8 protein-coding genes are annotated in these 12,332 nt (G+C 62.4%); 1 reads left to right on the top strand and 7 read right to left on the bottom strand.

The window, feature by feature from the left end; genetic code table 11:
• Positions 1-175: 175 nt before the first annotated feature.
• The 7 genes from DDF70_RS26220 to fdnG are packed head-to-tail and all read right to left on the bottom strand — an operon-like array spanning position 176 to position 10,739.
• On the bottom strand, positions 176-1,516 hold the full coding sequence (locus DDF70_RS26220; RefSeq protein ID WP_114946107.1) for an IS1380 family transposase: 1,341 nt from the start codon (positions 1,514-1,516) through the stop codon (positions 176-178).
• Between the two features lie 51 nt (positions 1,517-1,567).
• A complete protein-coding gene (gene selB, locus DDF70_RS26215; protein ID WP_114947697.1) occupies positions 1,568-3,637 on the bottom strand; it encodes a selenocysteine-specific translation elongation factor in 2,070 nt (689 codons plus the stop codon).
• The gene (gene selA / locus DDF70_RS26210) at positions 3,634-5,037 is read right to left on the bottom strand and encodes an L-seryl-tRNA(Sec) selenium transferase (RefSeq protein ID WP_114947696.1); all 1,404 of its coding nucleotides are present in this window, start codon (positions 5,035-5,037) and stop codon (positions 3,634-3,636) included. The genes selB and selA overlap by 4 nt, the downstream gene beginning before the upstream one ends.
• Before the next feature lie 2 nt (positions 5,038-5,039).
• Positions 5,040-5,957 carry a formate dehydrogenase accessory protein FdhE gene (gene fdhE / locus DDF70_RS26205; RefSeq protein ID WP_114947695.1) on the bottom strand — a complete coding sequence of 306 codons (918 nt, stop codon included), beginning with the start codon at positions 5,955-5,957 and terminating at the stop codon, positions 5,040-5,042.
• A gap of 41 nt (positions 5,958-5,998) precedes the next feature.
• The gene (locus DDF70_RS26200; RefSeq protein WP_114947694.1) at positions 5,999-6,694 is read right to left on the bottom strand and encodes a formate dehydrogenase subunit gamma; all 696 of its coding nucleotides are present in this window, start codon (positions 6,692-6,694) and stop codon (positions 5,999-6,001) included.
• Positions 6,694-7,644: a formate dehydrogenase subunit beta gene (gene fdxH, locus DDF70_RS26195; protein WP_114947693.1), complete on the bottom strand. Its 951-nt coding sequence runs from the start codon at positions 7,642-7,644 to the stop codon at positions 6,694-6,696. The genes DDF70_RS26200 and fdxH overlap by 1 nt, the downstream gene beginning before the upstream one ends.
• A gap of 11 nt (positions 7,645-7,655) precedes the next feature.
• Positions 7,656-10,739, bottom strand: coding sequence for a formate dehydrogenase-N subunit alpha (gene fdnG, locus DDF70_RS26190; protein ID WP_162820678.1), 3,084 nt, complete (start codon positions 10,737-10,739; stop codon positions 7,656-7,658).
• 301 nt (positions 10,740-11,040) lie between these two features.
• On the opposite strand from fdnG, the gene DDF70_RS26180 reads away from it, so the two are divergent.
• A complete protein-coding gene (locus DDF70_RS26180; protein ID WP_114947690.1) occupies positions 11,041-12,294 on the top strand; it encodes an MFS transporter in 1,254 nt (417 codons plus the stop codon).
• The last annotated feature ends 38 nt before the right edge of the window (positions 12,295-12,332 follow it).

The following is a 12,332-nucleotide window of genomic DNA, read 5'->3' as shown; positions in this document are numbered from 1 at the left end:
CCCGATTAATTCACGGCGACCCTTCTGAGGTTGGCTTTGCGAGCCTTACTGGTAGCTTTGACGGGCTTTCAGGCATGTCTTCACCACCTCCAAGGATTCGGCTTGGCGGATGAGAGCGGCGGGTTTGCAGGTGGACGGGACAGGGCTCGGGTCAGGGGCGTGTGCGCCCCATTGATCAGGTGACGAGGCGCGGCAGACGGCCGAGAACCACGCGCAGGATCGTCTGGTCAGGACAGGCGCTCGGCAAGTGCAGCTGGATCTGGGTCTTCCGTTCAACCACCCGGGCGGCGATCTTGATCAGGCGCAGCCGCAAGGTGTCGAATTGCGCGATGCGCCAGAGCGAGCGCTTCGGCATCCTCGCCCGCAGGACCCACATCAGCCAATAGGCGCCGGCATGCAGGAACAGCCGGAATTGGTTCGCCGTCGCTCGGGAGCAGGACGTGCGGTCGGCCGCCAGGTGGGCTTTCCAGGCCTTGATGTGGTTTTCCGCCGTGCCGCGCCGACAGTAGATCCGCTCATAGAGCGTTCTGGCTTTGCCGCCAGTGAGATTGGTGACGATGAACCGCGTGTCGCTGCCCTGCGCGCCCGCTTCGACACGAGCGATGATGCGCTCGACCCGGCTCCAGCTTGCAGCACCGTCGAAGAACTCCGTGAAGCGCCGCACCTTGCCTTTCCGAGGAGCCGCGGCAAAGCGCGCCTTGGCGCTCGCCTCCAGACCCGCAACGTGCCGGCGCAGGGTCGAGGTTGAGGCCACTCCGAGGATGAAGTCAACGCCGTTGGCTCGGCACCAATCGATCACCAGCGGACCGCAGTAATGGCTGTCAGCCCGGATCAGGATGCGGGTGGTGGGCCAGTGGGTTCGGATCGCCCGGATGAGCCGGCGCAGATGAGCCCGGATCTCGCTGCCCTTGGGCCGACGGGCCGGCCGCAGCACGGCCGTGATGAAGCGGCCCTCACCGTCGAACACGACTATGGGCTGAAAGCCGTATTCGTCGTAATGGGCATTGAACAGCCGCAGCTGCTGGTCGCCGTGAACGGCATCGAAAGTGTCGTCGAGGTCGAGCACGATCTGCTTCGGCACCTGTCCGAACGAAGCGCAGTACAGATCGATCATCGTGCGTCCCATACGCAGCAGCGACCGCGCATCGGGCATATTCTCCAGGCGCGAGAGCGTCGGCTGTGAGGCGAGATGGCGATCCGATGGCAGCACGTCCTGCGCCATCTTGAAGATCGGGTCGGAGCGCAGGCTGATGGCGTCGTTGCAATCCTCATAACCGGCAGCGATCATCAACAGCCGGAAGCGGATCAGATCGGCCAGGCGATGAATGACCTGATCCTGAGAGCGTGGGTCATCGATGCACGCGGCGAGCCGCTCGGCGACACCCAAACGCTTCTCCACCTCGCGCAGGGCGAGAACTCCGGCGTCGGAGGACAGCAGGCCGCCGTCGAACCGAGCCAGTACGGTTTTGCCGGTAACAGGTGACAGGCCCGGTAGTGGAAGCGTAGAGTGGTTCATGGCGGGTGGGTTCTCCCAGAAATGACGCGGATCGGCTTCGACAACCAAATCCTAAGTCATCTCAGGGGCTTGAGCTACACCCGCCAACCCTCCATGAATTTTCCGGGCTAGGACCGGCTCGCGGCCCCACCCGGATTTGAAGTCCGGACGCCCCACCGGGGACGCCTCTCCTCCATGAGCTTTGTCGAACGGCGGAATCGCGCGGAATAGATCCAGCCGATGAGGATTGATGCGACGAAGATCGCCCCGACGCAAGGTGACGCCGTGGCGGTCGAAAAATTCCAGGATCTGGATGGCGACCTTCCGGCCGTTCTGAACGCAGTCTCGGAATTGCGCCGCCGTGAACTGCCCGTCCGCTGCATGAAGGGCTAGTGCCTGGGCAATATCGACCATCTCGGCGACCGTGCTGCGCAGAAAGAAGTGGTCATGAGCGACCTCGTCGACTTGTCCGAGGCGGCTCAAAAGCTTGCAGAGACGGCGGATCTCGTTCTCCGGCATATCCATCGCATCGGCGATGTCCCGCACCCGCGGCGGGCGGAAGCGCTCCTCGCCCGAAAGAAGCGGCTGGATTGCCTGCCATGTGCCCTCCTCCCGGTCGTCGAGACGCACCTCGTGCCCCGGCAGACGCACCCATGAACCGTCGACTCTGATGCGCCCATCCGCGACAAGGGATTGCAGCGCAGCGCGAAAGGCTGTCGCCGACAGACGCGGTTCGCACTGAAGACGCAGGCGCTCGAAACCCAACCCTTGAAGGTTCTGGTTCTCCTTGTGGAATGTGTCGAGAATGTTGGTCAAGCCGGCCTCGAAGGCAAGCCAGCGTTCTCTTGCGAGCGCCAGAAGGGCCGAGCCTGCGGCAAGACGCACGAAGTCAAGCCTGTCGGCAATGCCTGTCACGACGCCGAGGGCCATAGCCCGGTCGCGGGCGAAGGTCACCAGATCGAAGTAGCAGGGCTGCACCGACGCCAAGGCCTTCATGGCGAGAGACGGATCAGCCTGTGCCAGAGCGGAGATCTGCGCGCGCCGCTCCTCACGACGCCTGTACCGGGCGGGCGCGCGCAGGTCGATGAAGAACCCGCCTCCGATAGTTCGTTGCGCAGACGTGTCTCGGATGACGAAGCGATCATGTGCGGTCGCAGCGATCGGCCGATCGAGGACGAGTTGAACCATGCTTCTCTCACCCGGCTGTATGGGCTCGTCCTGCAGAAGAACGATCCGTGCTCCAACCTCCACGGCCGCATGGTGCAGGCGAACGGGAAACCACTGGCCCACAGGCTTCTTCTCGCTCGGGAGAATGCGCAGACTTGCATCGATCCGGTCAGTCGGCGCGTGGAGTTCGGGCGCCAGCACCATATCGCCTCGGGTGACGCTGTCCTTCGATATGCTCTCTCCTGTGAGGTTGAGGGCACAGCGCTGCCCGGCAACGCCTTGCTCCGCGGCACGGTTCTGGGCATGGATCGAACGCACGCGGGCCGTGCGTCCGAAAGGACTGACGACCACATGATCGCCGACGGAGACCGAGCCGGAGAGAACGGTTCCCGTGACGACCGTGCCGGTGCCGGACAGGACGAAGCTGCGGTCGACCGACAGGCGAAAGAGGCCAGCCCTATCGCGCTCCCTGCGTGCCGATGCCGCACTGTGCAAATGCTGTTTGAGCACCTCGATCCCCTCACCGGTGACGACGGACACGGGAATGATCGGACACTCCTCCAAGACCGTGTCTGCCAAAGCATAGCGGATCTGCGCCATTGCCTCCACACGGCGCCCCTCACCCGCAAGGTCGGCCTTGCTGAGCACGACGACGCCCTGCTCGATCCCTAGAATATCGATGATCGCCAGATGCTCGAGAGTCTGCGGCTTTACCGCATCGTCTACCGCGACCACGAGTATGACAAAGTCGATGCCGCTGGCGCCCGCCACCATGGTGTGGACGAAACGCTCATGGCCGGGCACGTCCACGAAGCCGATCACGTCACCATTGTCCTGAGGCCAGTAGGCGAAGCCGAGATCAATGGTGATGCCGCGTGCCTTCTCCTCCTTGAGGCGATCCGTGTCGATACCCGTCAGCGCTTTGACGAGCGCCGTCTTGCCGTGATCGATGTGGCCAGCCGTGCCGACGATCATGGGGCTGCCTCGAAGCGCAGGGAGGCAAGGTTCTCCCGAAACAGGCCCTCATCGTCCAGGCACCTGAGATCGAAGACGAGCGCACCCTCGGCGATGCGGCCGATCACAGGCCATGGCAGGCTTCTGAAAGCCGCACTCAAAGCCTCCACCGCTCGCCCTCCACCCGCCGGCCGCATGACCAAGCCGAAGCTCGGGATCGTGTCGAGCGGAAGTGCGCCCGAACCGATCTGACTCGCGCACGGAGCGGCGTCCACGACAACGCTGCCTCCCAGGTTTTCGGCCAGAACGGAGGCAAGGCGAATGGCCTGCTGCCGAATTTCGTCTACGGACCGTGCCAGGAAACGCATGGTGGGAAGTCTCTGCGCGAGCCGGTCTGGGTCGCGATAGAGCTTCAAAGTCGCCTCGCAGGCAGCGAGCCGCATCTTGTCCATCCGCAGCGCACGCTTCATGGGGTTGCGGTTGACAGCCGCGATAAGATCCTTTCGGCCGACGATGAAGCCTGCCTGTGGTCCGCCAAGGAGCTTGTCGCCGGAGAATGTGATGAGATCGGCCCCCTCATCCACCGCCTCGCGAACGGTCGGCTCCTTTCTGAGACCGAACCGGGAAAGATCTACGAGCGTTCCCGAGCCGAGATCATTGACGAAGGGCACGTTGCGCTGCCGTGCGAGTTTCGCAAGATCGCGTGCACTGACCTCTGCCGTAAAACCTTCTATCCTGTAATTCGAGGTATGGACCTTCAGGATCAGACCGGTCTCAGGAATCATCGCATCCGCATAATCGCGCGGATGCGTGCGGTTTGTCGTTCCGACCTCGCGCAGGCGCGCTCCCGCCCGCGCCATGATCTCAGGCATGCGGAACGCACCACCGATTTCGATCAGTTCTCCACGGGAGACGACGGCCTCTTTGCCTTGCGCGAGCGTATTGAGGACAAGGAGCACTGCTGCTGCATTGTTGTTGACGAGGGTCGCATCCTCCGCACCTGTCAATTCGCAGATAAGGGCGCGGACATGGTCGTCCCGCTCCCCTCTCCTGCCGCTCGCCAGATCGAATTCGAGCGAGACGGCATCCCGCATGGCGGCTGTCGCAGCGTCGATGGCCTCTTCTGCCAGAACCGCACGTCCGAGGTTGGTGTGGAGCACCGTACCGGTCAGGTTGAAGAGCGGTTTCAACCGGGTTTGTTCCCGCGCTGCGAGATGGGCAAGGACGGAGGCGACGACGGTCGTGTCGTCGAACACGGTTCCGGGCTTCACTTCATCACGCAGAGCCGCAAGAGCCTCGCGCACGGCCCGCGTGGTTTCCGCGCGCCCGTGCTTTTCCATGATGGTCAGGACATCTGGCTGGCGCAGCACGCGATCGACGGAGGGAAGATGGCGCAGAGGGGAAAGTGCCGTTTCGGCCATGCCTATACGCCCAGCAGGAAGGGATTGAAGCTGCCGCGGCGATAGTCTCCGCCCTTCAGGAGAAGGTCGAGCCCGAGGCTCGCGATATCGTCAGCAACCGGATCGAGAGCCATGTCCTTCTGTTGGTAGAGGATTTTGACATAGCTCCGGCAAGCGTCGCAACATTCCGCCTTGATCGTCCCGGCACCGCCTTCGATCTCCTGATACCCGATCCCCTTGCCTGAACTACACAGCACGCATTTCACACGAACGACGTTCCAGAGCGTCCCACAGAGGGAGCAGGAGCAGTAGCGCGTGCCTTCGGCTTCCATCCATCCGACGATAAGGGACGACGTCGGCGCGCCGCCGCAGCATGGACATGCGCCGTCGCTGATCCGGGTGAGCTTACTCTTTTCGAGCCTTGCCGCCAGACGGGCGAAATGCACCTGCAACCCCGCCGCCACATAAACGTGCTCGGCAATGGTATCAGTCGGGATGGCCTCAGCGAGGACATTGCGCACCATGTCGCGCATTCCTTCCGGCGAGGCCACCTTTACCCGTTCGAGAGCGGCCTGCGCCTCGATCGGCATCGCGAGGGACGCGACCGCATCGAACAGGCGGTTCAGGGTTTCGCTGATGAGTTCATCAACGTCGGTCTGGTTGCGGTCCAGCGGCGGCATGCCAAATTCACGGGCGCGTTCGAGCACATCCGGAGGCGGAAGCGCAGGTTCGGGCAGGCCATCCTGGATGGCACTCTGGGCCGCCGCGATGCCTGCGATGAAACGCAGGTAAGGCGCAAGCTCGCTCGTCTGTGCCAGAACATCGACACGTTCCTTTCGTGCCTCGAACAGTCTTCGCGGATCGGGCAGTCGGACAAACGGTGGAGCAGGCACGCGGCCGATGGAAGCGGGATTAGGGTCAATGGGACCTGGATGTGTCATGCAACCTCACGAACCGCACGGGTCACGTGTCATCATGGCGCCTACTCGGCAGGCGCCGCCGGCTTTTTCAGTCTATGACGCTCCGCCAGTTCCTTCAACCAGAGCCGGTGGTGCTTCCAGGCCCAGCCTCCGGTTACCGAACCGCGCGTCATGGCGCGAAGCGTGCCCCGCGCCCAGATTGCCGCATAGACGTGTGCGATCCAGATGCAGATTAGGGCGACGGCCGCAAGCGAATGAATGAGCACCGCGACACGCTTTTGCGGAATGGTGGTCCAATCGAAGAAATACTGGTCCCAGATCGCGATCCCGGTCAGGATCAAGGCGATGATCAGGAGAGACATGACCCAGAAGTTGAACTTTTGGATCGGATTGTATCGCCCGACCGGCGGCACCTTCTCCTCGTCGCCCTTGATCATGTCACCGGCATGGGCGAGCCATTGCCGATCCGCCTTCTCCGGCAGGTTGGCGCGCCAGAACCGGATGAAGAGACCCGCGAAGCTGAAGAACAGGATGACGCCGATCCAGGGGTGCAGCGCGCGGGCGCTTTGCCCGCCCCCGAACAGCCCTGTCAGGAAGAACAGGGAGGGATGAAACAAGGCAAGGCCGGACAAGGCGAGAAGAATGAGCGATATCGCCGTGATCCAGTGATTGGTTCGCGCGCCCAGGTTATACCGGTCAACGACGACCGGATTGCCGGGATGGATCGCATCTTCCTTCTCGATGCTCGTCTCTGCCATCAGGTCTTCTCCTTCACGAGATCCTCGGCCTTCTCCTCATCCTCCCGTGTGACCCGATTTGGGCTGACCAGGGCCGAATGGAGCACGCCCGCCGCCGCCGCGAGCCCCATGGCGGCGAAGCCGAGGTACTTGGCCATGCCTTTCCAGGCGTTGACGACCGGGCTGACCTTCGGATCCTTCGGCAGGCCCGCATAGATCTCCGGCTGGTCGTTGTGATGCAGGACGTACATCACATGCGTTCCGCCGACGCCCGGCGGATCATAGAGGCCCGCATTCTCGTAGCCACGGGACTTGAGATCCTCGATGCGGCTGTCGGCCAGCTTCTTCATGTCCTCCTTCGTGCCGAAGGTGATCGCATGGGTCGGGCACGCCTTTGCGCAGGCTGGGCCCTGCCCGACGGCGACGCGGTCGGAACAGAGAGTGCACTTGTAGGCCGTATGATCGACCTTCGAGATGCGCGGGATGTTGAACGGACATCCCTTGATGCAGTATCCGCAGCCGATGCAGTTCTCGTGCACGAAATCCACGATGCCGTTGGAATACTGCACGATGGCTCCCGGCGCGGGACAGGCCTTCAGGCAGCCCGGGTCCTCGCAATGCATGCAGCCGTCCTTGCGGATCAGCCATTCGAGATTGCCCGTCTGCGGATTGTCCCATTCTGTGAACCGCATCAGGGTGAACATGTCGGGCGTCAGATCATGCGGGTTGTCGTAGACGCCCGTGTTGGTCTCGATGTCCGGATGGGTGTCGTTCCACTCGATGCAAGCCGACTGACAGGCCTTGCAGCCGATGCATTTCGACACGTCGATGAGCTTCGCGACGGGCTCCAGCTGCCGCGCGGGCGGTGGAACGGTCGAGGCGGAGCGGCGAACGAGATCCCGCTCCGTCAGGTTTGCATTGGTCGCGGCGACCGGCGGGTTGCTGGTTGCGGTGTGAGGACTTGGTTCCATTCCGCTTCTCCTCAGACCGTCGCCGGGGCCGTCGTGGGCTCGATATTGACCAGGAACGCCTTGTATTCAGGCGTCTCGATGTTGGCGTCGCCCACGAAGGGCGTGAGGGAATTCGGCCCCCAGCCCTTCCGCGCCTTTCCCGTGAAGCCCCAATGCAGCGGAATCCCGACCACGTGAACCGGCTTGCCGTCGCAGATGAGAGGCTTGATGCGCTTCGTCACGACGGCCTTCGCCTTCACTTCGCCGCGCTTGGACCAGACCCGCACCCACGAGCCGTGCGCGATGCCCTTCTCCGCCGCGAGCTGCTCGGAAATCTCCACGAAGAATTCCGGCTGAAGCGTCGCGTTTACGCGATTGTGCTTCGTCCAGTAGTGGAAATGCTCCGTGAGGCGATAGGAGGTCGCCGCATAGGGGAACTCCTCCGATGTGGCGAATTGCGCCACATCACTCTGGAAGATCCGAGCGACAGGATTGCCTCGGATCTTCGGAGCGATCACGTTGGCGATCGGGGCCTCGAACGGCTCGTAATGCACCGGAAACGGCCCTTCCCGCATGAGACCGCGGGCGAAGAGACGCGACACGCCCTCCTGGTTCATGATGAAGGGGCCGACCACGTCTGGCTTGGCATTGGGCGCGATGTCCGGAACGTCGTAGCCGGACCACTTTGTCCCGTCCCAGGCGATCAGCTTGCGCGTCGGATCCCATGGGTTGCCCTGCAGGTCCGCCGACGCCCGGTTGTAGAGGATGCGCCGGTTGAGCGGCCAGGAGAACGACCAGTTGGGATAGGCGCCCGTGTCGTCCGGGTCGGTGTTGTCCCGGCGCGCCATGTTATTGCCGGCCTCGTTGAAGCAGCCGGAATAGATCCAGCAGGCGCAGGCCGTCGTGCCATCATCGCGCATGACGGAGAAGTTGACGAGCTGCTTGCCCTTCTCCAGCACGACCTTGGCCGGATCCGCCGGATCGGTGAGGGTCTCCACCGCATAGCCGTTGAGCTCCTTGGCAAGCTCCTCCGGGGAAGGCTCGTTCGGGTCCTGATAGTTCCAGGTGAGATTGAGGATCGGGTCCGGGAAGGCCCCACCCTCTTTCTCGTAGAGCGCACGCAGCCGACGATGGATCTGCGCCATGATCCACGTATCGTGCTTCGCCTCTCCGGGAGGGGTGCCGCCCGCCCAGTGCCATTGCAGCCAGCGGCCCGAATTGACGAGCGCGCCGTCATCCTCCGCAAAGCAGGTCGAGGGAAGCTGGAACACCTCCGTCTGGATGGAGGAAGGGTTCACATTGTTGTACTCGCCATGGTTCTCCCAGAACCGGGACGTTTCCGTCTCCAGGGGATCCATGGTCACGAGCCATTTCAGCCGCGACAGCGATTCCGTGATCTTCTGGCGATTCGGGAAGGCCAGAAGCGGGTTGAAACCTTGGCAGAAATAGCCGTTCACCTTGCCCTGGTGCATCATCTCGAAGGTACGCAGCACGTCGTAGGCCGGCACATCGAGCTTGGGCAGGTAATGGTAGGCGAAGTCGTTCTGCGCCGTCGCCGTCTCGCCCCACATGACCTTCTGGAAGCTGACGAAGAACTTCTTGTAGTTCTGCCAGTAGCTGGTCTGGTTCGGTCGCAGCGGCTTGAACGCCCGACTGGACATGTATGTCGCGAAGTCGGTCTCCCGCTCCACCGGAATGTTCAGGTAGCCCGGGATCAGGTTCGACATCAGGCCGATATCGGTGAGGCCCTGAATGTTCGAATGACCGCGCAAGGCATTCATGCCGCCGCCGCGCACACCGATATTGCCAAGGATGAGCTGCAGCATCGCCATGGATCGAATGTTCTGCGATCCTTTGGAATGCTGTGTCCAGCCGAGCGCATACATCGACGTCATGGTCTTCGTCGGAGACGAGCACTCGGAGATCATCTGCGCCACCTTCAGGAACTTATCCTTGGGCGTGCCGCAGATCCGCTCGACCATTTCGGGCGTGTAGGTCGCCACATGGCTCTTGAGCATGTTCCAGACGCATCGCGGATTCTGCAGCGTGTCGTCCACCACGGCAAAGCCGTCCGGCCCGATCTCGTACTCCCAGGTCGAGCGGTCGTAATCGCGCTTGTTCTCGTCGTAGCCCGTGAACAGGCCGTCACTATAGGCGAAGCCGTTCTTCACCACATAGGTCGCGTTGGTGAAGGCCTTCACGTATTCCCACTGCACCTTGTCGTTCAGGATGCAGTAATTGATCACGCCGAGAAGGAACGCGATGTCCGTTCCCTGCCGGATAGGCGCATAGAAATCGGATACCGAGGCCGAGCGTGTGTAGCGCGGATCGACGACGATCAGCTTCGCACCACGATTGGCCTTCGCTTCCGTGACCCATTTGAATCCGCACGGATGCGCTTCAGCGGCATTGCCGCCCATGATGACGACGAGATCCGTGTTCCGGATATCCGTCCAAGAATTGGTCATCGCGCCACGACCGAAAGTTGGGCCCAGACTGGACACCGTGGGGCCGTGTCAAACGCGCGCCTGATTATCGAATGCGACAATTCCCGTGCTGCGGACGACCTTGTAGGTCAGCCACGCAGTTTCGTTCGTGGTTGCCGACGCGGCCAGGAAGCCGACCGTCGTCCAGCGGTTGACCGGGACACCGGCCGTGTTTGCAGCGATGAAGTTCGCGTCGCGATCATCCTTCAGCAGCCTGGCGATCCGGTCGAGCGCCTGATCCCATGAGACCCGCTCGAACTTGTCGGAACCCGGCTTGCGGACCATCGGGTATTTCAGCCTGGTCTCCGCCTTCACGAAGTCCTTGAGCGCCGCGCCTTTCGGGCAGAGAGTTCCACGGTTCGTCGGGTGGTCGGCGTCACCTTCGATATGGACGATCTCAGCCGTCTCGCCTTTCCGAAGGTCGCCCTTCGAATACATGATGATGCCACAGGCCACGGAGCAATACGGACAGGTATTGCGCGTCTCCATCGTGTTCGTCAGCTTGAAGGGCCTGATGGCCGCGGCCTGTGCCGCCTCAAGTTCTGCGAACCCGAAGGCTCCCATCGTGGTTCCGGCAACACCCACGCCTGCAGCCTTGAGGAAGCCGCGTCGTGAGAGTTCCATATTCATGGTAACCCTCCCTATGATTTCGCACTGCAACAACTTCTCTGCGTTAAAATAGGTTAGTTTCGAACATTTCTAGTGTCAAACGATGCAAGCTGGAGCCGAGCCCCTGCGTATGAGCCTTACGGCTTGCATAAGAGGCATCGGATTAGGCTGGTCGTTGAGATCGGACCCGTTGCTCTCGTCGAAGAGTGCGTCGTTGGGCGCTGCCCCGAGCGCCGGCACCGGCGAAATATCGGATCCACTTTTCCGCACGATCCGCTAGAGAGGTTCACAGCACTTCCCAACAGGAGTTAGGGTCCTCACGATGGGGTCTAGAGGCTGGGCGGCCTTCCGCCATACGGGCTTTCGATTGTTCTGCGCCGCCCGGTTTGCCATGGCGCTTGCCATTCAGGTCCAAACCGTAGCCGTTGCATGGCTCGTTTACGATTTCAGTGGATCTGCCCTGAACCTTGGCCTTGTCGGACTCGCGTCGTTCCTGCCGACGATGGCACTCGTGCTCGTCACCGGCCTTGTCGCAGACCGCTACAGTCGGCGATGGATCCTCCTTCTTGTTTTCTCTTCGATGACCCTGACCTCCCTCGGCCTGCTCGCACAGGTGAGCGCGGGCGTGCCGAGCCTCTGGCCGATCTACGGTCTTCTGGTGGCCTTCGGCGCTGCCCGGGCTTTCGGCAACCCTGCCGCGCAGGCGATCGTTCCGGCGCTGGTGCCGACGGGCGACCTGGCGAACGCGATCGCTTGGAATTCCTCGGTCATGCAGGTGGCCACCATCAGCGGCCCGGCCGTCGGTGGCATTCTTTACGCCGTCCATCCGACGGCACCATTCCTGGGATCGGCTGTCTGTTTCGGGCTGGCCGCTCTGCTTATTGCTGCCTTGCGCCTGCGTTCCGCCGATATCAAACGGGAGCCTGTGACCTGGTCCCGCCTCGTTGCGGGCCTCGTCTTCCTGCGGACGAGGCCGCTTCTGCTCGGAGCGATTTCCCTGGACCTGTTTGCCGTCCTTCTCGGAGGAGCGACGGCCCTGATGCCGATCTTCGCCCGCGACGTGTTTCATGTCGGGCCATGGGGGCTTGGCCTCCTGCGCTCCATGCCGGCCGTCGGCGCCGTCACGATGGCTGTCGTTCTGGCTCACTCGTCCCTTCTCACCCGCCGTGCCGGTCTGCGCATGCTGCAAGCCGTCGGCATCTTCGGGCTGGCGACCATCGGCTTCGGCCTGTCGAGGAGTTTCGGCCTGACGCTCATGCTGCTCGCCGTCCTCGGCGCAGCCGACATGGTCAGCGTCGTCGTCCGTCAGACCCTCGTTCAGGCGGAGACGCCGGACGAGTTGCGAGGACGTGTGGCAGCGGTCAACACGGTGTTCATCGGCGCCTCGAATGAACTCGGTGAATTCGAGTCAGGGACGCTGGCATGGTTGGTCGGTGCTCCTGCGGCCGTCGTGATCGGCGGCATCGGGACCTTCACGCTCGCGGTTCTATGGAAATTCTGGTTCCCCGACCTCGCTCATCGGGATCAACTCGTAGGTAGCGACGCAACGAGAAGCGTCGAACCTCAAAAGGCATAGCTCGTCAGACCCGATGACCGATGACCATTCGCGCGTGA

It is taken from the genome of Microvirga calopogonii (assembly GCF_003347665.1).
Taxonomy (GTDB): domain Bacteria; phylum Pseudomonadota; class Alphaproteobacteria; order Rhizobiales; family Beijerinckiaceae; genus Microvirga; species Microvirga calopogonii.
The sequence above is the reverse complement of the archived record's forward strand: the minus strand, read 5'-3'. Positions and strand labels throughout refer to the sequence as shown.

What these genes read in the sequence shown, in the direction of transcription:
- selB (WP_114947697.1), bottom strand. Translation starts at nt 3,637, where the DNA reads ATGATCGTCGGCACGGCTGGCCACATCGATCACGGCAAGACGGCGCTC.
- DDF70_RS26200 (WP_114947694.1), bottom strand. Translation starts at nt 6,694, where the DNA reads ATGGCAGAGACGAGCATCGAGAAGGAAGATGCGATCCATCCCGGCAAT.
- fdxH (WP_114947693.1), bottom strand. Translation starts at nt 7,644, where the DNA reads ATGGAACCAAGTCCTCACACCGCAACCAGCAACCCGCCGGTCGCCGCG.
- DDF70_RS26180 (WP_114947690.1), top strand. Translation starts at nt 11,041, where the DNA reads ATGGGGTCTAGAGGCTGGGCGGCCTTCCGCCATACGGGCTTTCGATTG.
- DDF70_RS26220 (WP_114946107.1), bottom strand. Translation starts at nt 1,516, where the DNA reads ATGAACCACTCTACGCTTCCACTACCGGGCCTGTCACCTGTTACCGGC.
- fdhE (WP_114947695.1), bottom strand. Translation starts at nt 5,957, where the DNA reads ATGACACATCCAGGTCCCATTGACCCTAATCCCGCTTCCATCGGCCGC.
- selA (WP_114947696.1), bottom strand. Translation starts at nt 5,037, where the DNA reads ATGGCCGAAACGGCACTTTCCCCTCTGCGCCATCTTCCCTCCGTCGAT.